General features: G+C 29.5%; 21 protein-coding genes. 18 read left to right on the top strand and 3 right to left on the bottom strand.

Annotated features, from left to right (window positions below):
• The first annotated feature begins 3 nt into the window (after positions 1–3).
• From ACVC08_RS07585 to ACVC08_RS07565, 5 genes are all read left to right on the top strand, one after another.
• The gene (locus ACVC08_RS07585) at positions 4–1,782 is read left to right on the top strand and encodes a hypothetical protein (RefSeq protein WP_452601594.1); all 1,779 of its coding nucleotides are present in this window, start codon (positions 4–6) and stop codon (positions 1,780–1,782) included.
• 3 nt (positions 1,783–1,785) lie between these two features.
• Positions 1,786–2,379 (top strand): HAD family hydrolase, encoded by a 594-nt coding sequence (locus ACVC08_RS07580; RefSeq protein ID WP_452601593.1) that lies wholly within the window; start codon positions 1,786–1,788, stop codon positions 2,377–2,379.
• A gap of 108 nt (positions 2,380–2,487) precedes the next feature.
• The gene (locus ACVC08_RS07575) at positions 2,488–3,465 is read left to right on the top strand and encodes a GNAT family N-acetyltransferase (RefSeq protein WP_452601592.1); all 978 of its coding nucleotides are present in this window, start codon (positions 2,488–2,490) and stop codon (positions 3,463–3,465) included.
• The gene (locus tag ACVC08_RS07570) at positions 3,462–4,562 is read left to right on the top strand and encodes a DegT/DnrJ/EryC1/StrS family aminotransferase (protein ID WP_452601591.1); all 1,101 of its coding nucleotides are present in this window, start codon (positions 3,462–3,464) and stop codon (positions 4,560–4,562) included. Before ACVC08_RS07575 ends, ACVC08_RS07570 begins: the two co-directional genes overlap by 4 nt.
• Positions 4,562–5,863, top strand: a complete 1,302-nt coding sequence (locus ACVC08_RS07565; protein WP_452601590.1) for an O-antigen translocase — start codon at positions 4,562–4,564, stop codon at positions 5,861–5,863. The genes ACVC08_RS07570 and ACVC08_RS07565 overlap by 1 nt, the downstream gene beginning before the upstream one ends.
• Here ACVC08_RS07565 and ACVC08_RS07560 read toward each other — a convergent pair.
• The gene (locus ACVC08_RS07560) at positions 5,860–6,999 is read right to left on the bottom strand and encodes a glycosyltransferase (RefSeq protein ID WP_452601589.1); all 1,140 of its coding nucleotides are present in this window, start codon (positions 6,997–6,999) and stop codon (positions 5,860–5,862) included. The two genes, ACVC08_RS07565 and ACVC08_RS07560, sit on opposite strands and share 4 nt — an antisense overlap.
• Positions 7,000–7,046: 47 nt before the next feature.
• On the opposite strand from ACVC08_RS07560, the gene ACVC08_RS07555 reads away from it, so the two are divergent.
• Together ACVC08_RS07555 and ACVC08_RS07550 are read left to right on the top strand one after the other, a co-directional pair.
• A complete protein-coding gene (locus ACVC08_RS07555; protein WP_452601588.1) occupies positions 7,047–8,153 on the top strand; it encodes a glycosyltransferase in 1,107 nt (368 codons plus the stop codon).
• A 22-nt stretch (positions 8,154–8,175) separates the two neighbouring features.
• Positions 8,176–8,592 carry a sugar 3,4-ketoisomerase gene (locus ACVC08_RS07550; RefSeq protein WP_452600194.1) on the top strand — a complete coding sequence of 139 codons (417 nt, stop codon included), beginning with the start codon at positions 8,176–8,178 and terminating at the stop codon, positions 8,590–8,592.
• A 6-nt stretch (positions 8,593–8,598) separates the two neighbouring features.
• Here ACVC08_RS07550 and ACVC08_RS07545 read toward each other — a convergent pair whose 3' ends face one another.
• Positions 8,599–9,486, bottom strand: coding sequence for a glycosyltransferase family 2 protein (locus tag ACVC08_RS07545; protein ID WP_452601587.1), 888 nt, complete (start codon positions 9,484–9,486; stop codon positions 8,599–8,601).
• Positions 9,487–9,786: 300 nt separating this feature from the next.
• On the opposite strand from ACVC08_RS07545, the gene ACVC08_RS07540 reads away from it, so the two are divergent.
• Together ACVC08_RS07540 and ACVC08_RS07535 are read left to right on the top strand one after the other, a co-directional pair.
• Positions 9,787–11,217 carry a hypothetical protein gene (locus tag ACVC08_RS07540; protein WP_452601586.1) on the top strand — a complete coding sequence of 477 codons (1,431 nt, stop codon included), beginning with the start codon at positions 9,787–9,789 and terminating at the stop codon, positions 11,215–11,217.
• A gap of 1 nt (position 11,218) precedes the next feature.
• A complete protein-coding gene (locus ACVC08_RS07535) occupies positions 11,219–12,685 on the top strand; it encodes a hypothetical protein (RefSeq protein ID WP_452601585.1) in 1,467 nt (488 codons plus the stop codon).
• Between the two features lie 5 nt (positions 12,686–12,690).
• On the opposite strand, the gene ACVC08_RS07530 is transcribed toward ACVC08_RS07535, so the two are convergent.
• Positions 12,691–13,374, bottom strand: a complete 684-nt coding sequence (locus ACVC08_RS07530) for a cell division ATP-binding protein FtsE (protein ID WP_452601584.1) — start codon at positions 13,372–13,374, stop codon at positions 12,691–12,693.
• Positions 13,375–13,597: 223 nt separating this feature from the next.
• Between ACVC08_RS07530 and ACVC08_RS07525 the strand changes: the two genes are divergently transcribed.
• From ACVC08_RS07525 to ACVC08_RS07485, 9 genes are all read left to right on the top strand, one after another.
• Complete coding sequence (locus ACVC08_RS07525; RefSeq protein ID WP_452601583.1) at positions 13,598–16,618, top strand: tetratricopeptide repeat protein; 3,021 nt, start codon at positions 13,598–13,600, stop codon at positions 16,616–16,618.
• A gap of 52 nt (positions 16,619–16,670) precedes the next feature.
• The gene (locus tag ACVC08_RS07520; RefSeq protein ID WP_452601582.1) at positions 16,671–18,413 is read left to right on the top strand and encodes a TonB-dependent receptor; all 1,743 of its coding nucleotides are present in this window, start codon (positions 16,671–16,673) and stop codon (positions 18,411–18,413) included.
• A 118-nt stretch (positions 18,414–18,531) separates the two neighbouring features.
• On the top strand, positions 18,532–20,247 hold the full coding sequence (locus tag ACVC08_RS07515; RefSeq protein ID WP_452601581.1) for a hypothetical protein: 1,716 nt from the start codon (positions 18,532–18,534) through the stop codon (positions 20,245–20,247).
• Positions 20,248–20,260: 13 nt separating this feature from the next.
• Complete coding sequence (locus ACVC08_RS07510; protein WP_452601580.1) at positions 20,261–20,731, top strand: hypothetical protein; 471 nt, start codon at positions 20,261–20,263, stop codon at positions 20,729–20,731.
• A 402-nt stretch (positions 20,732–21,133) separates the two neighbouring features.
• Entirely contained in the window at positions 21,134–21,613 is a 480-nt protein-coding gene (locus ACVC08_RS07505; protein ID WP_452601579.1) for a hypothetical protein, read from the top strand.
• A gap of 73 nt (positions 21,614–21,686) precedes the next feature.
• Positions 21,687–22,253: a hypothetical protein gene (locus tag ACVC08_RS07500; protein WP_452601578.1), complete on the top strand. Its 567-nt coding sequence runs from the start codon at positions 21,687–21,689 to the stop codon at positions 22,251–22,253.
• Between the two features lie 114 nt (positions 22,254–22,367).
• Positions 22,368–23,990: an amidohydrolase gene (locus ACVC08_RS07495; protein ID WP_452601577.1), complete on the top strand. Its 1,623-nt coding sequence runs from the start codon at positions 22,368–22,370 to the stop codon at positions 23,988–23,990.
• A gap of 30 nt (positions 23,991–24,020) precedes the next feature.
• Positions 24,021–24,548, top strand: a complete 528-nt coding sequence (locus tag ACVC08_RS07490) for a DUF2059 domain-containing protein (RefSeq protein WP_452601576.1) — start codon at positions 24,021–24,023, stop codon at positions 24,546–24,548.
• Positions 24,549–24,809, top strand: coding sequence for a hypothetical protein (locus ACVC08_RS07485; protein ID WP_452601575.1), 261 nt, complete (start codon positions 24,549–24,551; stop codon positions 24,807–24,809).
• The last annotated feature ends 44 nt before the right edge of the window (positions 24,810–24,853 follow it).

The following is a 24,853-nucleotide window of genomic DNA, read 5'->3' as shown; positions in this document are numbered from 1 at the left end:
AAAATGACAACCTTGTTAAAAAATATTGTTACAATTTGGAATAAGTATGCACTAGGTATTACTGTGTTTTTTGTTGTATGCCTATTAAGTTTGTTATCCTTTCAAGGATTCGATATGTGCGACGAAGGTTGGTATATGACGTTCTACCAGCAAATATTTAATGCGCCAGAAACAGTAGAGTATAATTTTGCATTTTGGTTAACAGGAATTGTGGGTGGTATTTGGTATGAGCTATTTTCAGAAGGCGGTATACTATCTTTTAGAGTGCTAAGCATAGTAATAATAGTAGCTACAATAATAATAGCCTATATGCTACTAAGTCGATACATAAAAAAAGAGTATGTTATCGTTGGATTACTAATGGTTATGTTAGTTAATGATTTTGGTTATCTCGCTTTTTATTACAATCACTTATCTGGGTTTTTAGCAGTATGTATCGTCTATTTTATAGATAAAGGTTTAAGAAAACAAAGCCTATTAGAACTAGCTATAGCAGGACTTTTAACAGCAGTTAATGTCTTTTCTAGATTGCCTAACGTCACGCTATTTGTGCTATTATTAGTATTTCCTGCTCAATATTTTTTCGATACAACAACGACTAAAAAGTACATTCTAAAACAAATAGTCGCTTTTTTAGGCGGGTCAATACTAGGATTCGTAATCGTGTATTTAGTTATGCTAAGTTTAGGACATATAGACGTTTTTAAAAACGCCGTTTCTGGGATTATTAATAAAGGTAGCAATGCAGACAGTAATCATAATATTACGCGATTACTAGGCTTTTATGCTAAGGAATATATTAAAATAATAAAATTTAGCCTTAATATTATACCCATAGCAATTGTAATTGCTATAATGAGTAGTTACTCAAAACGAGTTTCCTTTTTAAAACCACTTGCATATATTATTGGTGTTGGAATCATTGCCTTCTTATTTAGAAAAGATGCAGTTTACAGTTTGTACTGTTTAGGACTAATGGGAGCAATCTATTTAATACTAGCAAAAACTATAACACCAGCAATTAAAAGTATTGCCTTTTTAGCATTAGTAATTGCTGTATTATTACCAATGGGTAGTGATGGCGGTATACATAATGCAGGTTATGTTTGTATTTGGTTAATATTACCTGTTTTTATGCATGCATTTGCAACATTACAAAGAGCAAACATGCAAATAAGTTTAAGCCATGGAGATGTAAAATTAAACGTTTCTAAACATGACTTTAATACATTTTTAATAATACTAGTCATTTCGTTTTTTATAGTTAAAGGCTATAAAATTTCTAAAGAAGCTTACTTTGATGCGGGCAGCCGTTTACATAAAACATATACTATACATAATACATTAGCTAATGTGTACACAACAAAAGAGCGAGCAGATATAACAAATGCTGTTTTGCAAGCACTAAAGCCACATGTAAAACCTGGCGATTATCTTTTGGCTTACGATAATATACCAATGCTTAATTATTTAACAAAAACAAAACCCTACATGGGTATTTCGTGGGTTTGGGTATACGATAGTAAAACGTTTGAAACTAAAATAAAACAAGCGGAGGAAACTATTCCCTATTTACCAATAGTTGTGCAACAAAAATTTAGAACTATTGTGTCGTTTACAGAGCCAGATGAAAACTATATGAGTGAAACCAAAGAAGAAAGTTACATTTATAAAAGAGGACGCGTAATAGCTATGAATAACTTCTTAAAACGAAATAATTACGAAGTAATATGGAGTAACTCTCATTTTAATATTTTAAAATCAAATCCATCAAAATACTAACTAATGACTACTATTGTTGCTTTTGATTTTGATGGAACACTAACTAAAAAAGACTCTTTCCTTAGATTTATAGCATTTAGTAAAGGAAAAGCAAGTTTGTATTTAAGCTTACCCTATATTTCAATTTTGTGGGGATTATTTAAATTAAAAATTTTAAAAAGACAATACGCTAAAGAAGCTATTTTTAGTTATTTCTTTAAAGGAATGTCTATTGATGATTTTAATACAGCAGGTGTAGCATTTTCAAAGGATATTGATAACATGTTAAGGGCAGATGTAAAAAACAAAATAGCATCGTATGTAAAAGCGAACTATAAACTAGTTATAGTAAGTGCCTCTATACATAACTGGATTGCACCCTGGGCCAAACAAAATAATATAGAAACCGTTATTAGTACACAAATAGAGGTAGATGGTTCAGGATTAATTACAGGAAAGTTTAAATCCTTAAACTGTGTAGGACAAGAGAAAGTAAACCAGTTTCTAAAAATGTTTCCAGACAGAACCGATTATAAACTTATTGTTTATGGCGATACAGAAGGAGACAAAGCATTAATGGATTTAGCCGATGCAAGTTATTTTAGGTATTTTGAGTAAACTGTAATGTCTATTTTTGTATTGTAATAGAATAATTAAAAAGCAATAGTGTTTTTTTTAATAAAAGAGTTATATTTCAAATTCTATAATCAATAGATTAAATCAGTATTGATCTACACCATTCAAAAATATAAAACGGACCACAAACAACTTTGGAATACATTCGTTTCCGAAGCCAAAAATGCTACGTTTCTATTTCAACGTGATTTTATGGAATACCATAGTGATCGTTTTGTAGATTATTCCCTGTTAATTTTTAAAGCAGAAACTTTAGTCGCAATATTGCCTGCAAATAAAGAAGGAGAGACGATACATTCGCATCAAGGTCTAACCTATGGCGGCTTGGTAATAAAGGATGATTTAAAACTAAAAGACACCTTAGAAGTTTTTAAAAGTTTATTACAGTTTTTAGAAACCGAAAAAATTACAAAGTGTAACATAAAACTATTACCACCTATTTACACAACAGCGCCAAGTGAAGCACTAGAGTATTTATTGTTTATTCTGAAAAGTGATTTATATAGAAAGGATGTATTATCTGTTATCGATTATAATGCTTTCCCAAAAACGCTATCTAAAGTTCGTAAACGCGGTTTAAAACGAGCTGAAAAGCATGGTTTAACAATAAAAGAAGAACCAAATTTTGAAGGGTTTTGGAATACCGTTTTAATACCAAACCTAGAAAAACGATTTAATAGAAAACCTGTACATAGTTTAGCAGAAATAGAAAAATTACATCAACAATTTCCAAATAATATTAGACAATTCAATGTTTACTATAATGGAACTATAGTAGCAGGAACAACTATTTTTGAAACCAAAACTGTTGCACACGCACAATACATTTCTGCAACCGAAAATAAACAAGAATTAGGAAGTTTAGATATGTTATTTTATCATTTAATACATGCCGTTTTTAAAGAGAAACACTACTTCGATTTTGGAATTTCTAACGAAAACCAAGGAAAAAATATAAACGAAGGCTTATTATATTGGAAAGAAAGCTTCGGTGCTAGAACAATAACACAAGATTTTTATAGTTTAAATACTACTAACCATAACCTTTTAGATGGAGTATTGCTATGATAAAGTTTCTAGATTTACATAAAGTCAATGCGCGTTTTGAAGCCGAATTTAAAAATCAGTTTCAGCAATTTTTAGACTCAGGATATTACATTCTAGGAAAAGGTGTATCTACATTCGAAACCAATTACGCTAACTATTGTGGAACCAAACACTGCGTAGGCGTTAGTAATGGTTTTGATGCTTTGGTATTAATCTTTAAAGGCTATATCGCATTGGGACTATTAAAAAAAGGAGATGAGGTTATTGTGCCCGCCAATACTTTTATAGCTTCAGTTTTAGCCATTTTAGAAGCAGGCTTAATTCCTGTTTTTGTAGAACCCAATACTAAAACATATAATTTAAACCCTTTAGAAATAGAACAGCACGTTACTACTAAAACAAAAGCAATTTTAGTAGTACACTTGTACGGCCAGTTAGCAGAAATGAAGGCCATTAAAAATATAGCAGATAAACATAATTTAATACTAATTGAAGACGCCGCACAAGCTCATGGAGCAACAAATGCTAATGGAAAGCGAGCAGGAAATTTAGGAGATAGTGCAGCGTTTAGTTTTTATCCTGCTAAGAATTTAGGCGCATTAGGAGACGGAGGAGCCATAACAACAAATAATGATGCATTAGCAGCTATTATAAAACAGCTACGTAATTACGGAACTGTTTCTAAATATGAAAACGAACGAATAGGAGTTAATAATCGTTTAGACGAAATACAAGCCTTGTTTTTAAATGTAAAACTAAAGCAATTAGATAAAGATAATTCTATAAGACAAACCATAGCAAAAGGGTATATAAAAGGTATTGAAAACGATAAAATAACATTACCATTTTATAATGATTCTAAAAATCATGTATTTCATCAATTTGTAGTTTTAGTAGATGATAGAATAGCCTTTATAAACTATTTAAAATCAGAAGGCATAGAAGCATCAATACACTACCCAATACCACCACATAAGCAAAAAGCCTTACAGCAATACAAAAGTTTAAAATTACCCATAACAGAGCAGATTCATAGTACATGCGTAAGTTTACCAATTAGTCCTGTATTGTCGTTAAATGATGCTACCAATATTGTTAACGTAATTAATAATTTTTAATGGCCTTTAAAAAATTACTTACGTATTTTAAACAGCACACATTACTTAAGATAACATCGCTTAACTCTATAGTTATAGCTATTAGGTTAGTTATTTCTTTTTTCATACAAAATTTATTAGCAGAAACTATAGGAGCAGCAGGAATTGCTAAAGTAGGACAAATTAGAAGTGTTTTAGCAATGTTAACAAGTGCTTCTTCCTTTGGTATTTTTAATGGGATAGTAAAATATACAGCAGAGTTAAAAGACGAAAAAGAGCAATTACAGAAAATGTTCTCCATGGCATTTATATTTCTACTGTTAGGAACTATAATTTCGGCCTTTATTTTATTTGCGTTTTCAGAAAGTATTTCTGTATACCTTTTTGGCAATAATAACTATGTGTCTGTTATAAAAATATTAGCTTTTATAGTACCGGCAATAGCATTAACAGTTCTATTTAAAGGTATTTTAAATGGCTTAACAGCCTATAAAAAGTATGCGAAGATAGAACTCGTTTCCTATTTACTATCTAGTATTTTATTAATAGCCTCTTTGTTAAAATTTAGCTTATTGGGGGTTTTAATAGCTATAGCACTAACACCATTATTACAGTTGTTAGTTATTGTGTTTGTTTTTGGAAAAACATTAAAACAACATATAAATTTTAAAGGAGTAAAATGGAATACCCCGTTTGCTAAAGCATTATTAACTTTTACCATAATGTCTGTAATCTCTACAATACTATTAAACTATATAGAGATTGATATAAGAGCGCAAATTACAGATAAAATAAACGAAGCCGAAGCGGGGTATTGGACAGCAATGTTGTTTATCTCTAAAAACTATATGGTATTTTCAACAGGATTATTTACGCTATATGTAATGCCTAAATTTGCAGGAATATACGATGGGAAGACTTTTAAAAAACAGGTTATTTATATTTATAAAACCCTATTGCCATTGTTTGGGTTAGGGATGTTACTAATCTACTTGTTTAGACATTTTTTAATAGCTATAATATATCCAGGTTTTGAAGCCATGGAACCATTATTTAAATGGCAATTATTAGGAGACTTTGTAAAACTAATAGCTGTGGTATTATCATATCAATTTATTGCTAAAAAGATGTTACTTAGTTTCGCTATTACAGAAATTACATCATTATTAGTATTTTATTTTTTATCGATGCATTTAGTCGATTCGCATGGAACAGAAGGTGTTGCAATGGCTCACTTATATAGGTATATTGTGTACTTTATACTTGTTTTAATAGCTATTTGGTATCATTTTAAAAATAACAATGTTTTAGAGCATAATTAATTATTGTTCCAGTAATTTAAATATCTATTTGCAGCATCAATATAATTATGTTTTTCCTCTATAAATTGCCTAGCATTTTTAGAAATTTCGACTATTTTTTGTGGATTTAAAATTAACCACTCTAATTTTTTTACAATAAAATCAACATCAGGTAAAATATTTATGGCAACTAAATCTTCTTTTAAATTATAATAATCTAACCACTCTATTTCAGCGCCTGTAAAAACAACTTTACCTTTAGCCATAGCCTCTAGTGCGTTATAGCCTTGATCGAAACTATAAACTTGATCCATTAAAATATGTGCATCATTATAAATTTTTATGTAGGTTTCATACGGAATATTACAAGTACTTTTTACAGACACTTTATTGGGGTACTTCTTAGCAATAATCTTTAATGCCTCATCAATGATTTCACCTCCTTTTTTTATAGTATTACTTTTATTAATGCCATGAAAAATAGTTATTGTCTCATTAATCTCTAATGGAGAATAAATAATAGTATCTGTATTTATAGGGTTTGGAATCATCCCTAAATATTTTGGATGATTTAATAGCGGTAAATGGTAATCTATATCTGAAGCAATAACGCCATTTATATTATTAAAAATAAATGAGTGTAATTTATAATGAGAAGGACTTAAGTATTTAAGAACAAATTGATATTCTTTAGTTAAACCCATTTCATGATAAGGAGTCATAATAGAATATCTAATTTTTTTATCATAAGCATATTTTACACTACTATAATCTGTGCCACAGGATAACAGAAAAAGTTTTTTATTTTGTTTTAAAACAGCTTTTAAAAAACGAATTTCTAACTTAGTACTCGTGTTAACAACCTTTTCATTAATTAATTGTACAAGATCGAAGTCTTTTAATTTAGGAAGAGTAGCTTTAAAATTATAGTAGTTTTCTAATTCATGTAAGTTAATACCAGTAAATTTTAAAATTAGTTTACTTAAAACCTTTAGAGCGCTATATTTTAAGACTTTAGATTTAATCTTAATATCTGCTGGGTAATCTTTAAAACCATCGCCAGTACTAATAAGAGTTACCTCGTGTCCTAGTTGTATTAATCCTTCTTTTAATGAATTATGTAACCTACTATACTCTCCTATTAATAAAATCTTCATTCACTATATTTGTTGGAAATATTAAATAAGTTTGCTAAAAATAACCAATGCAAAGTAATAATAAAAAAAAGATATGTATTGTAGTGTCTTCATTAGGAAGAGGAGGAGCCCAAAAAGCATCGGCAACACTGTCTAAAATGTTACACGCTATTGGTTATAAAGTGCATATAGTTAGTGTTTTAAATCAAGTAGAGTACGATTATAAAGGCACGCTGTTTAATCTAGGAGAACTAAAAGATAAAAAAGATACTTTTTTAGGCAGGTTAGATAGACTTCGTAAATTTAAAACGTATTTAAAAAAGCATCAATTCGATTGTATAATAGACAATAGAGCGCGAGTGTCTGCATATAGAGCGTTTTTAGTAAGTAAATTTATTTATAAAAACTGGCCTGTAGTTTATGTTATTCATAACTATAAAACAAGTCATGCCTTTTCTCGTTACAATTGGTTAAGTAAATTGCTCTATAAAAATGAAAATATGGTTGCGGTCTCTAATGAAGCAGCAACAAAATTTAAAAAGAAGTTTAGTTTAAAAAGAGTGACAACAATTTACAATGCTTTCGATGATAGTAATGTTAATAAAGAAGATAAAGGCGTAACACCGCAAGAATTAAACTTAGATAAATATATTATTTTCTTCGGAAGGATTAAAGATAAACACAAAAACTTAAAACTTTTATTAAACGCATATAAGGTATCAAAACTTTCTGCGTTAGACTATAAATTATTAATATTGGGAGACGGTGAAAATTTACAAGAAATTAAAGATTACACCGCACAATTAAATCTAAATACAGACGTTGTTTTTAAAAGTTATGTTGTTAATCCAGCTTATTTAGTCGAAAATGCCAGATATACAGTTTTAACAAGCAGGTATGAAGGGTTTCCTATGGTTTTAATAGAATCTCTGTCTTTAAAAACACCAGTAATTTCAGTAAACTGTAAGTCGGGGCCAAAGGAGGTAATTATTAATGAAGAAAATGGGCTGTTAGTTGAAAATTATAATGTAAATGCTTTTGCAGAAGCCATGAATAGGTTAGTGCTAGATGATACACTATATCAAAAATGTAAGAGTAATGCCAAACAGAGCATAGCACGGTTTTCAATGGAGCGTATAGCACAAAACTGGAAACAATATATAGAGCAACTATAAAGCAAAAAAAATAAAAATGTAAATGAAAAAAAATACAATCGATTCTACAACCGTTATAGAAATCCCAAGAATAGTAGACGAAGGAGGGAGAGGAAATCTATCTGTTATAGAAAAAGACTGTTTACCATTTAAAATAGAACGTGTTTATTATTTATACGATGTACCTATAGATGCTTATCGAGGAGGACATGCTCATAAAAACTTAAAACAATTTTTATTACCATTAAGTGGTAGTTTTGATGTTATTTTAAAAGATGGAAAAAATACTAAAACAGTAACACTTAATAAACCTAATAAAGGCCTATTAATAGTTCCTGGAATTTGGCGAGAGTTAGAGAATTTCTCTTCAGGAGCTGTGTGTTTAGTATTAGCTTCAGATGTTTATAAAGAAGACGATTATATTAGAGATTTTGAAGAATTTGTTGCTGCTAAAAAGTAGTCTAGATTAAAGAGAGTTTACTTTTTTTGAAGTATAACACATATATGAGATTTTATAAAACTGTAAAACTCCAATTAAAGGTCTGTCACTTGTTAAATTTAAACACATAATTGGTTTTAATAGTTTATACAAACTACTAAAAAATGAAATTAAGTGGTAGCGTTTCAATTTAAGGTATAACAACAATAGGTCATTGCTGTGGGCTGTAATAGTATTAGAATTATATAAGTGAATTAAAGTTTCGGCAGCCTGTTCTTTTTTCTTTAAATAATCTTTACTTTTCTCAATACCTAAATGATAGACTTCATTATCTGTATGGAGTACTTTAATACAATGTTGTTTTAGTAAGGCTCCAAAATAATTATCGTAGCCATAACCTTTTCCATTCATTTTAGTATTAATGGTTTCAAAAATAGATTTTCGTATTAAATAATTAGCAGAAATAATAACTTTATATGGGTTATGGTTTCTTTTTACAGAAGAGACTTGTTCTTTTGTTTTTCCATATTTCCAACGTAAAACATAATTTTTTTTAGGCTTATCTTTATAATAAGCAAAGCCTCCAAAAATAACATCGTAACCTAGTTTTGTTTGCAATATATAATCATGAATAAAAGAGCTTTTTTTTGGAAGCACATCTGCATCAAGAAATAATAACCAATTGTATTGCGCTTTACTAGCTAAAAATTGTCTAGCACTCACACGACCTAGATTAGATTTATTAATTAAAACCTGAGTGTTTGTTAAGTTTAAACTTGTATTTATATGTGTAGTACTACCATCTTCAAGAATAATGATTTCAAAATCGACAAGACTAGCTTTTAGTTGCTTATGTACAGTTTGTAACAGCGCACTTATGTCGTAATTATATGTGGGAATTAATACCGAAATCATACATGATATATCTTCAAAAGTACACCTTTTCTATATTCAATAATAACGTTTATGTCTTTTTTTAAAAATAATAGTCAGTATTGTTTGGCATTTCTTACAAAAATATTCATTGGAGCTTATATACCTTCATATTTTGAAGATAATTAAAGAGTAACTTATATGAAAAAAGAAAAAAAATAAGGTTTTGAAAAAGAAAAGAGGTTAATAGATAAAATATTAACTTGCAAGCTTACTTATAGAATACTCTAACTACTTTTATGGTTATAAGTAGGATTAATGTAAAAGTGTAAAAATTAATTAATGTTTAAAAAGCAATTTTTATTTACAGATAAGCAAGTACAATTACTAGGTAACTTTAAAGAAGTTACTATAGGTACGTATTATTTGCAGTATAGTAAAATATTAAATTATACTACCGCCAGTAATACCGAAACAACAATACATTTACTTGGAGATGTTTTTAGCTATAAATCGCCAGAGTTATCTAATTATAATATTGTAGAACACTTATTACTAGCAAATACTTTCGAAGCCTTTTTAGTGAATCTTTCGGAGTATTATGGGCAGTATGTTATTATTTATAAAAATGAGACAGAGTTAATTCTGTTAAATGATGCCTGTGCACAATCCGAAATATATTACACTACAAATTACAAAGCTTTTGGATCGCAAGTAAAAATATTAGAACAATGTGTAAATACAATTCCGCATAGTAATCCAGAGGCAAAAGCATATTATAACTCAAACGAATTTAATAAATTAAGACTGTTTATTAATAACACGACTCATGTTGAAAATGTAAAGCATTTATATGCAAATCACTATATCGATATTAATAAAAAAGAAATAAAAAGATTTTACCCTAACCAATCAAATTATAAAATAACTATAGATGAAGCAGTTGTTAAAGTTGCAACAATGCTAAAAGGCTATTTAAAAGCAATTTCTTTAAGGCATAAAATATGTTTACCAGTAACAGCTGGTTACGATAGTAGAGTTTTGTTTTTGGCAAGTTTAGGTTTAGACTGCAACTATTTTGTAACACGGTTTAAGGAGATGGGGGATAACCATAATGACTTGGTAATCTCAAAAAAACTGGTAGAGCTCTACGGTAAAGATTTTAACATTATAGAAGATAATATTCTTAAAAAAGAGGACTTTGACCCCAATTACGAGAAGAGTTTAGACTTTCCATTATTTTTAAGTCCAGATTTAGTTAACGGTAGAGTTATTATTAATGGAAACATAAGTGAGATAGGACGCAATGGACTTTATTACATAAAATGGATAACACCAAAAAACCTCAATGTTGCTAATTTTTTTAAACGCCATCCGTTTATAACTCAAGAATATAGTAAGTGGTTAAAACAAAATAAGAAGCGTTTAAAAGCTCTAAAATACCATGTTTTAGATATCTTTTTATGGGAACAATTTATGGGAATTGTACATGGAAAGGCTAAATCTCAAAATAAAGAATTAGGAGTAACAGTTATGAGTCCATACAATTCAAGACAGCTTCTAGATATAATGTTACGGGTAAATAGAAATAAAAGAGACCGCTTAGACAATGAGTTCTTTAATAAAATCATTGCACATTTATGCGATAATAATGAAGCAGTAATAAAACTACCTATAAACCCGAGTGCTTCAAAAATGAAATATTTAAGAATTAAAAAATTTAAACTGCACAAACTATATAGTACTTTAAAAATTAAATTAAAATCCCTGTAAATTGAAAAAAAACTTAGTAATTATTATCACAGCACTTGTTGGTGTTATAGCAGCAATATACCAATACCTATACAATAGAAGTGTGTGGCTAGATGAAGCTAAGTTGGCATTAAATATTTTAGATAGAGATTACCTAGGTTTAACACAACCACTAGACAGTGGGCAAGTAGCACCTATTCTGTTTTTATGGATAGAAAAATGTAATATAGAACTATTTGGAAGTAATGAATTAGCATTACGGTTATTACCGTTATTAGCATTCCTTATCTCAATTATACTGGTTATTAAAGTCACAGCATTAATAACCCAAAATAAAATGATTGTATGGTACACAACAGCTTTGTTTTGTTTATCGCCAAGACTAATATATTATGCCTCAGAGATAAAGCAATATAGTGTAGATGTTATGGTTTTACTGTTGCTATATTATGTGTTTTTTAAATCGTACAAAACAAAAAATAGTAAACGTGCAGTATTAATTATAGTAGGTATGTTAACTATTTTTATCTCTAACATATCTGTATTAATTTTATTTGTTTTTGGGTGCTATACTTTAGTATTTAACAGAAACAAAATAAGACCATTACTATTACCAGCTGCCTTTTGGGGTGTTACTTTTGGAATCTATTATTCATTATTTATACACAACCACCCAAATGCAGTTATCATGAAATCGTATTGGGGCTTTGCCTTTTTGCCAAGGAATCCTTTTTCTATGGCATTTTGGGATTGGATCTGGCAAACATTTAAAACTATTTTTATATACCTATTGGGGTTTGTTGCAAAATTCCATATTAATAGTGTAATGGCTTTACTATACGTATTCAGTATTGTAATAATGTTGCAAAAGCGAGCCTATAAAGTGTGTTTTTTGGTATTGTTTCCAATAATATTGCACTTAGTGCTATCAATGCTAAAACTATACCCATTTGCACCTAGATTAGTGTTGTATCAAGTGCCATTATACCTTTTAACTATGGGCTATGGTTTAAATAGTATTTTAAGTTATGGTAAAGAAAAATTTAATGATAAGCTGGTTCTAGCCTTTACATTATTTCCAATACTAATAGCAGCAATTTTATTATGGAAACGGTTACCTTTAAAAAAAGAAGAGATAAAACCTGTTTACGATTATATAACCAATACTATACAGCCAGAGGACAAAATATATGTTTATTCTAAAAATCAGGATGTCTTCGATTTTTATAATAAAATAGGCTATTTAAATTATAAAAATGAAATAATACTAAGTGGAAGTAATCGAAAGAATTTTAAAAACAATGATGCTGAATTAGACAAACTTAGTGGTCACGTTTGGTTTATTTTTGCACATAATTATAAATTTAAGCACGATAAAATATCCGAACAAGAATATATTTTAAACTATATGAAAGCGAATGGAGGTGTGGTACAAGACTCTGTTTTAAGTATAAAAAGCGATGGCTATTTAATAGAAGTAAAACACTAAACTATTTAATTGCGTCTTTGTACAACTTCAAAAACTTGATTTTCGTCACATTTTAAGGTCTTACTTGGGTATTTTAATAATAAAGCATAATCATGGGTTGCCATTAAAATAGTATTACCGTTTTTATTAATTTCTTGCAATACTTGCATGATTTCAACACTAGTTTGCGGATCTAAGTTTCCAGTAGGCTCATCTGCCAAAATAAGCTCAGGCTCATTAAGTAGAGCACGAGCAATAGCAATACGTTGTTGTTCTCCACCAGATAACTCATGAGGGAATTTAAAACCAGTAGTTTTCATGCCAACCTTATCTAAAACCTCTGCTATTCTAGAATTCATAGCATTCTTATCTTTCCAACCAGTTGCTTTTAAAACAAACAATAAATTGTCGTTTATAGTACGATCGGTTAATAATTTAAAATCTTGGAAAACAACACCAAGCTTACGTCTTAAAAAAGGAATATCTCTTTCTTTTAAAGTTTTCAAATCAAAATCAACAATACTACCATCACCTTCCTTTAAAGGTAAATCGGCATAAAGCGTTTTCATAAAACTACTTTTTCCAGACCCAGTTTTACCAATTAAGTATACAAAATCACCTTTGTCTACTTGCACATTAACATTAGAAAGCACAAGACTTTCTCCTTGAAAAATAGAAGCGTTTTTAAATTCTAAAATGGTTTTGGACATACGTTTATTATTTTGAAAAAACTTAAGACAAGTACAACTTACTTAATACATGGTAAAAGTATCATTAAAAAGTAAAAAGACAAAAACTAGACGCTTTAAAATTAAAATAGTGGCACGATATATGTTAAAAAATAATACGTTCAACTATAATTATAATTAAATTCTTTCGTTATCAGGTAAAGATAAATTTTATCTTTGGGTGTAAATTAAAATACGTAGTTTAATGACTAGAAAATATATTTTAACAAGTCTATTATTTACCGCATTTAGTATTCAACTGTATGCACAGCAATCGGCCGTGTATACTAGTAATCTAGAAGACTATCAAAAAGCGCTATCACTATACAATAATCAACAATATCTAGCAGCTCAGGCATTGTTTACGCAAGTAAAAAAGGATGCCGCTACAGATAACATAGCATCAGACTGTGCTTTTTATGTAGCCAATTGTGCGGTACGATTAAACCAGCAAAATGCAGACCAATTAGTAGAGCAGTTTGTAGAAGATTACCCTACAAGTACTAAGCGAAATACAGCTTTTGTAGATGTTGCAGATTATTATTTTGAGAACGGAAAATATGCCTATGCGCAAAAATGGTACGAAAAAGTAGATGAAGAATCCTTAAGCAAATCCGAACAAGAAAAATATAACTTTAATAATGGGTATGTTTCTTTTTCTACTAAAAATTATAAAGAGGCTAAAAAATATTTAACACGTGTAGAAACATCAGAAAAATACGGAGCGCAAGCAAAATATTATATAGGTTTTATGGCTTATGAAGGTGATGATTACGATAAAGCCAATGAATATTTTGATCAAGTAAGTGACAAAGAAAAATACAAAGAGAAACTATCGTATTATCAAGCAGATTTAAATTTTAAATTAGGAAAATTTGAAAAAGCAATAGAATTAGCAAAAAGTAAATTAGATACAAGTAGCGATGAAGAAGTATCCGAGTTATCTAAAATAATAGGAGAAAGTTATTTTAATTTAGAACAATATGCAGAAGCCATTCCATATTTAACCGAATATAAAGGGAAAAACGGAAAGTGGACTAATACCGATTATTACCAATTAGGATATGCGTATTATAAGCAAGGCGATTACGGCAAAGCTATTTCTGAATTTAATAAAATTGTAGATGGTAATAATAGTGTAGCACAAAATGCCTATTACCATTTAGGAGAAAGTTATGTTAACGTAGATAAAAAGCAAGAAGCATTAAACGCTTTTAGAAATGCATCGCAAATGGATTACGACTTAAAAATTCAAGAAGATGCTTGGTTAAACTACGCTAAAATTAGTTACGAAATAGGTAATCCATACCAATCTGTTCCGCAAGTATTAGCAGCCTATCTAGATAAATACCCAGATACGAGCTATGAAGAAGAAATAGAAGGCTTATTAATAGATTCTTACATTACATCAAAAAATTACAAAGAAGCCTTTGTGTTGTTAAAAGGGAAAAAAAGTTTTGAAAGTAAAAAAGCATATCAAAAAGTAGCTTTCTATAGAGGCATAGAGTTGTATAACGAAAACAATTACAAAGCAGCAGAAAACATGTTTGATGCTTCTTTAAAAGAACAGCAAGATCCAAAATATACCACACGTGCTACATTTTGGAAAGCAGAAGCAGACTATAACTTAACAGATTACGAAGAAGCATTAATTGGGTTTAAACAATTTCAACAACAAACAGGAGCTTCAGAAACTAAAGAATATAAAAACTTAGACTATAATTTAGCATATACATATTTTAAGCAGAAAAATTATGCTAAAGCAACAGAACACTTTAAAACATTTATAGATGCCCATAAAGAGGATAAAGTAAGGTTAAATGATGCGTACTTACGATTGGCAGATGGTTACTTTGTTTCAAGTAACTACAATGAAGCAATAGCTGCTTACGAAAAAGCAATTCAAGTAGGAGAAATAGAATCAGACTATGCCTTTTTTCAAAAAGCATTAAGCTATGGTTATGTAGGGCAACCAGCTCGTAAAATTAAAGAACTAGAACAATTCATTTCAAAATATTCAAACTCTAAACTTAGAGACGATGCAATGTATGCTTTAGGAAATGCCTATGTAAAAGCAGGAGATAATAATAAAGCGATGACAATGTACGATCGTTTAAACTCAGAATATAGTAATAGTTCATTCGTGTCTAAGGCATTATTACGACAAGGTTTAGTATATTATAATGCTAGTGAAAACCAAAGCGCTTTAACGAAATTTAAAAAAGTAGCAGGAGACTTCCCAGGAACACCAGAAGCTAATCAGGCCGTGTCTACAGTGCGTTTAATTTATATAGATTTAGGACAAGTAGAAGACTACGCCGCTTGGGTAAAAACATTAGATTATGTAGAAATTACAGATGCAGACTTAGACAATACAACTTATGAAGCTGCCGAAAAACAATTTCTAGATAATAATGTAGAAAAAGCAATTAAGCAATTTAATGGGTACATTAATCAATTTCCTAATGGATTGCATGCACTACAATCACATTTTTATTTAGCACAGTTATACTTTAAAAAAGATTTAAAAGAGAATGCAGCACCACACTTTAAATACGTTGTAGAAGCATCACAAAGCGAATTTACAGAAGAAGCCTTATTACGCTTGTCTCAAATTACTTTAGAAGGTAAAAATTGGGAAGAAGCCATTCCAGTTTTAAAGCGATTAGAAACAGAAGCAAATTTTCCACAGAATACACTATTTGCACAATCTAATTTAATGCAAGCCTATTATCAATTATCGCAATACGAAAATGCCGTAACCTACGCAGATAAAGTATTGCTTCAAAACACTATAGATAATAAAGTAAAAAGTGATGCACAAGTAATTATAGCGAGATCTGCTATAAAAACAGGAGATGAGGTAAAAGCAAAAACAGCATACGCAGAAGTAGAAAAAACTGCCATAGGAGAAACTGCAGCCGAGGCATTATATTACAATGCTTACTTTAAAAATAAAGAAGAAAAATACGAAGCATCTAATAAAACTGTACAACGTTTAGCCAAAGACTATTCTGGGTATAAATATTACGGAGCAAAAGGCTTAATCATTATGGCTAAAAACTTCAATGCATTAGGAGATGCTTTTCAAGCAACATATATATTAGAAAGTGTAACTAAAAACTTTACAGACTACGAGGAAGTAGTTGAAGAAGCAAAAGCAGAGTTAGCTAAAATAAAAGCAGAACAAGCTAAAACAAATGCTTCTGTAGAAGAAGAGGATTAGTTATGAATTCATGATTTGTATAAAAAATAAAAAACAAAATAAACTAGATTATATGTTTAGTAGAAAAAAACAAATACTATTATTAACCTTGTCTTTAATATCAACAGTTCTTTTGGCGCAAGAAGAAGAGCAAGACACCATTAAAACAGATGTTATTAATGTTATTAAGCCCTATAAGCCTACAATTTCAGATGCCTTTAAGGTAAAAGAAGTCCCTACATTAGATGATGAAGAAACATTAACTAAAAAGGAGATTAAGTATAACATATTTTCTTTTCCAGTAGCCTCTACATTTACACCAGCAAAAGGAAAAGCAGCATCTGTAGATAAAACAGAAAAAGCAAGACTGTTTGATAATTATGCAACACTTGGTGTAGGGGCCTATACAACAATTCTTGGAGAAATATATTTAAACCACGAGTTAGGAAGAGGCGAAAGTGTAAGCGCCTATTTAGGACACCATTCGTCTGGCGGTGGAATAGAAGATGTGCTATTAGACGACGATTTTTTAGACTCTAAACTTAATTTAAGTTACAGTAAAAGAGGACGAGATTTAACCTGGACAATAGGTGGAGGGTTTCAATTACAATCGTATAATTGGTACGGAGTAGCACAACCTAAATTTACACAAACCGATGTAGATGGGTTAGATGTTGGGCATACTTATACTAATGGTTATGTCTCTGGAGATATCGATTTTGAAGACGGCTATATAAATTCAGGAAGTGTGTTGTTTAGACGATTTGGAGATAATTTAGGCTCTGGAGAAAATAGATTTAAAGCTAAAACCACAGTAGATGTACCAGTAAAAGGAGAACTAGTATCTACAACAGTTAATATAGATTATTTAGGAGGTGCCTTCGATAGAAATTATTTCTCTACAGAAGAATTAAAATATGGAAACTTCCAAATAGGAATCTCACCAACATATCAATTAAAACAAGACGATTTAACTGTAGATGTTGGTTTTACAGCAACCTATTTAAACGATACCGAAGCGAGTAAAAGTAAATTCTTTATTTATCCAAAAATAAGTGCAACATACCGTTTAGTTGATGAGGTATTAATAGCATTTGGAGGAGTGAAAGGAGGATTAATTCAAAACTCATATTATGGTTTTGCACAAGACAATCCATTTGTATCGCCAACACTATTTATAACACCAACAGACCAGCAATACAATGCAGAGTTAGGTTTAAAAGGAAAGCTGTCTAATACCATGAGTTATAGTGTGCATGGAGGTTATCAATCTGAAAGAGCAAAACCTCTATATATTAATAATACCATAAATACAGGAGTACCAGAAACAACGAACTATTCTTATGGAAACTCATTCGATATTATTTACGATAATGTCTCTACACTTAGTGTAGGAGGAGAATTAAATGTAGATGTAAACAGAAACTTTACATTAGGTATAAAAGGAGATTACTTTGTGTACAATACAAAAACAGAAGAAGAAGCTTGGAACTTACCAGACATAAAAGCCTCTGTATTTTTAGATTACCAAATAACAGAACAATGGTTTGCTGGCGCTAATTTATTTTTTATAGGCGAGCGTAAAGATGTCTTTAGAGAAAACACGATTATACTACCTACAAATGTACCAGAAACCATAGTAACGTTAGATAGTTATTTCGATGTTAATGCAAATGTTGGTTACCACATAAACGATAGGTTTTCGGTATTTGTAAAAGGAAATAACTTATTTGGAGAAGAGTATACCAAGTGGCAAAATACACCAGTACAAGGTATTCAGTTTTTAGCAGGAGCCACTTATAAATTTGATTTTTAACTGAAATAGAATTTGTTATAACTTGTAATAAAATACGTAGTTCTACGTATTTTATCTTTTAAGTATTTGTCTTAGATTGCGGAAGTTAAGATAATCAGTAATAAAAATAAAATAACCGATGAAAACTCCCCAAGTAAAGCGTTTTATAATGTTAAGTACAAGCTCTATAATTTTACTAGCATTATTATTGTTTAACTGTGAAAATGAAGATTTAAATACATCTAATGAGACAACTTCTATTGTAGAGCATACAATATCTAAAGTCTCAAAACATAGTATTGTTAACAATACTAAATTAAAAAAGCAATTAAAAGTATTAGTAGAAAATATAGAAAAACAAAAAGTTAAACAAAAAACAGTAGAGTCTAGTGTTTATAACTTCTATATAAATACAGATTATGCAACTTATATAGAAAGTCCAAATGGTAATAACCACTCCTATACTTTCGCTATACAACGTGAAACAGAAACGGAAGTATTAGAAAATTTGGTGTTGTCTTCTGGAAATGATGGTAGTTATGATATGTATATAGTAACATACAATATTACACTGCAAGAGAAGGACAATTTAAAACATGGAATAGAGGTAGATTTAAATAATAAGGTCTCGTATTTAAGTATAAACGATGAAGGTTTCATTACAGATCTTTTTAGTAAAGAAATTACTTGTCTAGAAATAGCTATCAGTTTTTGTAAATATGAAATAGAAGGTCATGTTGATGGTTATGAGGAAGACGGTTCTCGTTGTGGCGGTTATACAGAGCAAGTTATAGGAACTGTGGGGGATTGTGATAGTTCTTCTAATGGAAACACAACAGGTACAGATACTTCAAACACTAATGATACTAGTAATACAGATACTACAAATACTACAAATACAGATACCACTAGTACAAACACTACAAACCCCAATGGAGGAGCAGGTAATAATACAGTAGCAACAAGTCCAACAACAATATGTAGAGATTGTTTGGAGTTTGATGAAGAATGTGAGATGTCTGATGAAGATTTTAATGCATCTTTTAGTGCAAACTCACCTTTTAATGTCGATTTAAGTGAAGTTAGAAAAAACTGTAATACGATAGATACAACTGGAGTTGCTTCTAACGAAAAGTTTATGTGTATTTATAAAAAATTGACTCAATCTCCTAAATTTAAAGATTTATTTATAGATACTTTTGGGGAAAGTGAGAACTTAAATGTTAAATTTGAAGTAGTTGATAATATAGCTCCAGTACCTCCTTCAGATGTAGAACCAAATGGAAAGACATTAGTTAGAATTGATTTAAATGCAACAAATCCTTTAGAATCATATGATGTGACTATAAAAATTAATAAAAGTAAAATGGATAATCAATCTGCAATTTATGTAGCTAAAACGATAATTCATGAAGCTATTCATGCATTTTTGAAATTAAAACAATATGGATGTAACCAAGGTTCTCAACTTGAAGATTTTGATGACGTAGAGTTAAGTGAAATATTAAATCAGTATTATTCAACAGCCTGTACACTCCAATCTGATCACGAATTTATGTTTGATTATCTATTGCCTGTAATGTCAAACATCCTTTCTGAGATAAAAGATGATTTAGTGCCTTTAAATCACCAACAAGGTGCAGAAGGGCAAATGTTCGTGGATGAAAGTAATCCTAATGGGCCAATGTTACCATGGAATTGGAATAGTTTTTATAAGTATCTAAGTATGAGTGGATTGCATAATTCTGATGCTTTTCAATTTGAGATGCTTCCAGTTAGTTCTGCTAAATATCAAAATTTTAATCATTACGTGAACACTGGTAGAAATTTATTTAAAAAAGATTGTTTAGATTAACAAAATAAAAAACATGAAATATTTAATTCTTCTTTTTTCTTTTATGACTATTAATTTATTCTCACAAAATTTAAAAATAATAGAACAAAGTGAAGTAGTTTTTATAGCCCACAGTGGCAAAGATGGTAATTACGAAACTAAAAAAGAAAATAGTGCTAAAATGAAAATGATTAATTATAATTATTTTTTTTCTGATGGGCCAAAAAATAAAACAAATAATATTCAGCTAGTCTATACAAAGTTTTTAGATTTTGATGAAATGGAAAAAAATAATCCTGTACCATTTTTCCAAATACATAAAAGCTTTTTAAAAAAGAATAAAGACATTATTCTTACTAGAAAATTTATGCAAGAGATTGGGTCAGATATATCTATTGAGATACTTCAAAAAGCAAAATCAATTTTTTTAATAGATAAAAGTGAGATTAGGAATAAAAAGATAACGATTAAAGAGGTTAGGTTTAATAATTTAAGTGAAGAGTAATGCAATAAATCAATTTTCTAAAACATGTTACAATTAATAAAATCATACTTTCTTTAATCCTATTATTTAGTGTTCATTTAGTTTTAGGTCAAGTAGCAAAAACTATTCATATAGATGAAAATGAAAAATGTAATGAACAGAAATTATTAAAATGAAAAATTGATAATAACGACCTAGTTAAGAAGTATTCGAAATTTAATACATTATTTCTTTTATTCAAAGAGGCTAAAAATGTAACAAAATATAAATTTGTAGAACGTAAAAGATTAAGGACACTTCTATTAGTTGTGCTTAACTAATAAAAGATTCTGTTTCTTTCGGATTTGCTTATAAAAAATATATAGATTTTGATAAGAGAGAAGTAGATAGTAGTTCTTCAATTCTTACTAAAAAAATAATATAATGAAAAATATAATTATTATTTTATGCTTATGCGTTTGTACTGGTTTTGCCCAAAACTTAGAAAAAATTAAAAATAGCGAAGTTCTTTTTATTTATTATAGTGGAGACGAATATGAATCTAAAAAAATAATGCAAACTTATAAGGATAAAAAGGAAGATATTATGTATTTCTACAAGTTCAATGAAACCGATAATTGTTCTTTTACAAATAATACAATTGAAATTGTTTTTAATCAGTTCTATGATTTTGATGAAATGTTTAAAAACAATCCTGTTCCTTTTTTTAAGATAAATAAAAGTTTTTTAAAGAAAAATAAAGAGATTATTATTAATACAAAATTCATGCACGAGATTGGTTATAATGAATCCTATTCTTTATTGTATAATGCTAAAACTATTTTTTTAATAGATAAAGATGATATTAATAATAATATAATTACTGTAAAGAAAGTTAGATTCTCTAATGTAGCAGAAGAATGAATTACCTAATTATAGAGGGTATTGAATCTAAAAATGATTAATCAAGTACAAACAATTTTTCAAAACTATTGTAATGAAGAATAGCCTTTATTTTATTTTATTTTTAATTTATGTTAGTTCTTTTTCTCAATCAATACGTTTACCCGATGAAGAAGCAAACCCAGTTGAAATTGACTATGAGAAATTAAAAAAAGAAAAATCAGTACAAAAATATGCTAATACAGATACACTTTACATTTACATAAAACCCAATAAAAACATAAGTGTATTTGGTTATTTAGATCATAATGGGCATCAAATAATTAATTATACATTTAAATTAAAAGATAGTTCTACTGTAGAGTTAAATTACAGGAAATACGATGATTTCGATGATATGGCGTTGGGTAAAACGTCCTTAGTAAAAAAAGAACATAAAAGCTTTATTCGTAAACATAAAAAAGAAATTTTAACCTATAACTTTTTTAGAAAAAATAAAAAGAAAGATGTGGATTATTTATTACATATGCTTTTAGAAATCATGTACTCAAAAAAAGTAACGTTTATAATAGACGAAAACGAAAGGGAAGGTAAAGTAATAACTTTAAGGCAAGTAACACTAAATAATTATTCGCATAAGGCTCTTCATCCAGAAATATAAAATAAGAGGTTAGAATTATAGAGTTCAATAAAAATAATTAAGAAAAATAAATACAAGCGTCCTCTTTTCAAGGACGTTTTTTTATGGCTATATTTATACTCAAAATACTAGCCAATGAAAACTTTATATTTAAGCCTATTACTACTTGTTGTATTATCATGTAAAAAGGGTAAAACAGAAGTAGATACTATTGTAATTAATGCTAATGTTTATACCGTAAATAAAGACTTTGCAAAAGCCGAAGCATTTGCTGTAAAAGATGGACAATTTGTGGCGGTAGGTAATGCCATAGATATTCAAAATAAGTACGAAGCAGCTACAATTACAGATGCAGAAGGAAAAACTATTGTACCAGGATTAATAGATGCACATTGCCATTTTTATAACTTAGGATTAAGTAAGCTAAATGTAAATTTAGTAGGCACTAGAAGTTTTGATGATATGATGAAACGTGTTATTAGATTTCAAAACGATAAAAAAACAAACTTCATAATAGGGAGAGGATGGGACCAAAACGATTGGGACGATAAAAACTACCCAGATAAAAAACTATTAGATAAATTATATCCTAACGTACCAGTTGCATTAACAAGAATAGATGGGCATGCTATGCTGTGTAATCAAGCAGCATTAGATTTAGCAAAAATAACTAAAGACACAAAAATTGAAGGAGGAGAAATTAAAAAAGAAAACGGAGAGTTAACAGGGATACTAATAGACAATCCTATGGAGTTAGTAGAAGCTATTTTTCCTAAGCCAACACGCAAACAACAAATAAATGCATTAAACGAAGCGCATAAAATTTGTACTAGTTTAGGCTTAACAACCGTTTCAGACGCAGGTTTAGATAAACAAGTAATAGAACTAATAGATAGTTTACAGCAAGCAGGAAAACTAGACATGCGTATATATGCTATGATTAGTAATAAAAAAGAAAACTTAGACTATTATTTAAAAAAAGGAAAACTAAAAACAGAACGTTTAAATGTACAATCTGTAAAAGTCTATGCAGACGGAGCTTTGGGCTCTAGAGGCGCAGCATTAAAAGCCCCGTATGCAGACGAGCATAATCATTTTGGAGCTATGGTAATAGGAACTAAAGATTACGAAGCATTAGCTAAACGAATTGAAGCAGCAGACTACCAAATGAATACACATGCAATAGGGGATTCGGCTAACCGTTTTGTATTACAGACCTATAGTAAAGTATTAGAGAATAAAACCAATAGACGATGGCGAGTTGAACATGCACAAGTTATAACAGATAATGATTTTGAATACTTTAAAAACGAAAACATAATACCATCTATACAGCCAACACATGCCACAAGCGATATGTATTGGGCAGAAAAGCGTGTTGGAGCAGAACGTGTAAAAGGCGCTTATGCCTATAAAACATTATTAGAAAAAAGCGGAAGAGTAGCATTAGGAACAGATTTTCCTGTAGAGAAAGTAAGCCCCTTTTTAACGTTTTATGCTGCAGTTGCTCGAAAAGATCTAAAAAACTTTCCGCAGAATGGATTTCAAAAAGAAAATGGATTAACTAGGGAAGAAACTCTAAAAGGAATGACTATTTGGGCTGCCTATTCTAATTTTGAAGATCACGAAAAAGGAAGTATAGAAGTTGGTAAATATGCAGACTTTATAATCTTAGATAAAGATATTATGACGGTGCCAGAAAGACAATTACCTTATATAAAAGTTAAGGAAACCTACATAAACGGTGTGGCACAATAATTGAAAAGAATTATAAAAAACGAATACAAGATGAAAAAACTACTAACCATTATATGCTTTATTGCATTTTCTACAACAACGTTTGCGCAAACAAAAGCCTATAGTAAAGCAGTAAAACAATGCATTAAAAGTAATGGAACCATGTCGTATTACGAAAATGTTGTAGACCAAATGTATACAATGTTAGAAAAACGATTTGAGTCGCAGAATGTACCAACCTCAGTTTGGGTAGAAGTAAAAAAAGGAAAAGCAAAGGCCATGGATAATTTAGCAGATAAAATAGTCTCTGCATATCAAGGTTATTTTACCATTGCAGATGTAAAAAAAATGAATGCCTTATACGCAACAGAAGCAGGTAAAAATATGTTTAAAAAAGACGCTTTAACCGAAGGCGATAAAATTATTTTAAATGAATTCTACCAAAGTGAAACAGGGCAGAAAATAGTAAGTTCTCAAGAGGAGATGAATGCATCTATGAGTAAAATATCTGAATCCTGGAGTGGTAATTTGTATAAAGAAGTAATTGAGTTATTATCCTCTAAGGGGTATAATTTATAAATGAAAAAACAACTCCTCTACATTAGTTGTCTTTTTTTGTTTTCTTACAATAGCTTTTCGCAGAACTTAAAGTGTTGCAAAACTATAGAAGAAGTTAAAGAAAAACTTTCAGGTAAATGGAAACAAGTAAAACCAGAATCTCAAGACATTTACCATTACGAATTTGAAGGTAAACTAGGCAGTTTAGAAATATACAACAAACCTTTAGATAGTAACATTGTCGCAGTTATTGTGTCTTGTCAAGCAGTTTTACCGTTTTAAAAAATAAAAAAGGATTTCAATTGGAATATACATATATGCTAGGA

The sequence above is a fragment of the Pontimicrobium sp. MEBiC06410 genome (assembly GCF_053601615.1).
The sequence above is the reverse complement of the archived record's forward strand: the minus strand, read 5'-3'. Positions and strand labels throughout refer to the sequence as shown.

Excerpts from the sequence above, each read along its gene's own strand:
- ACVC08_RS07545 (WP_452601587.1), bottom strand. The coding sequence starts at position 9,486 with ATGATTTCGGTATTAATTCCCACATATAATTACGACATAAGTGCGCTG.
- ACVC08_RS07560 (WP_452601589.1), bottom strand. The coding sequence starts at position 6,999 with ATGAAGATTTTATTAATAGGAGAGTATAGTAGGTTACATAATTCATTA.
- ACVC08_RS07530 (WP_452601584.1), bottom strand. The coding sequence starts at position 13,374 with ATGTCCAAAACCATTTTAGAATTTAAAAACGCTTCTATTTTTCAAGGA.
- ACVC08_RS07580 (WP_452601593.1), top strand. The coding sequence starts at position 1,786 with ATGACTACTATTGTTGCTTTTGATTTTGATGGAACACTAACTAAAAAA.
- ACVC08_RS07515 (WP_452601581.1), top strand. The coding sequence starts at position 18,532 with ATGAAAACTCCCCAAGTAAAGCGTTTTATAATGTTAAGTACAAGCTCT.
- ACVC08_RS07585 (WP_452601594.1), top strand. The coding sequence starts at position 4 with ATGACAACCTTGTTAAAAAATATTGTTACAATTTGGAATAAGTATGCA.
- ACVC08_RS07565 (WP_452601590.1), top strand. The coding sequence starts at position 4,562 with ATGGCCTTTAAAAAATTACTTACGTATTTTAAACAGCACACATTACTT.
- ACVC08_RS07490 (WP_452601576.1), top strand. The coding sequence starts at position 24,021 with ATGAAAAAACTACTAACCATTATATGCTTTATTGCATTTTCTACAACA.
- ACVC08_RS07550 (WP_452600194.1), top strand. The coding sequence starts at position 8,176 with ATGAAAAAAAATACAATCGATTCTACAACCGTTATAGAAATCCCAAGA.
- ACVC08_RS07525 (WP_452601583.1), top strand. The coding sequence starts at position 13,598 with ATGACTAGAAAATATATTTTAACAAGTCTATTATTTACCGCATTTAGT.
- ACVC08_RS07570 (WP_452601591.1), top strand. The coding sequence starts at position 3,462 with ATGATAAAGTTTCTAGATTTACATAAAGTCAATGCGCGTTTTGAAGCC.
- ACVC08_RS07555 (WP_452601588.1), top strand. The coding sequence starts at position 7,047 with ATGCAAAGTAATAATAAAAAAAAGATATGTATTGTAGTGTCTTCATTA.
- ACVC08_RS07520 (WP_452601582.1), top strand. The coding sequence starts at position 16,671 with ATGTTTAGTAGAAAAAAACAAATACTATTATTAACCTTGTCTTTAATA.
- ACVC08_RS07495 (WP_452601577.1), top strand. The coding sequence starts at position 22,368 with ATGAAAACTTTATATTTAAGCCTATTACTACTTGTTGTATTATCATGT.
- ACVC08_RS07500 (WP_452601578.1), top strand. The coding sequence starts at position 21,687 with ATGAAGAATAGCCTTTATTTTATTTTATTTTTAATTTATGTTAGTTCT.
- ACVC08_RS07540 (WP_452601586.1), top strand. The coding sequence starts at position 9,787 with ATGTTTAAAAAGCAATTTTTATTTACAGATAAGCAAGTACAATTACTA.
- ACVC08_RS07510 (WP_452601580.1), top strand. The coding sequence starts at position 20,261 with ATGAAATATTTAATTCTTCTTTTTTCTTTTATGACTATTAATTTATTC.
- ACVC08_RS07505 (WP_452601579.1), top strand. The coding sequence starts at position 21,134 with ATGAAAAATATAATTATTATTTTATGCTTATGCGTTTGTACTGGTTTT.
- ACVC08_RS07485 (WP_452601575.1), top strand. The coding sequence starts at position 24,549 with ATGAAAAAACAACTCCTCTACATTAGTTGTCTTTTTTTGTTTTCTTAC.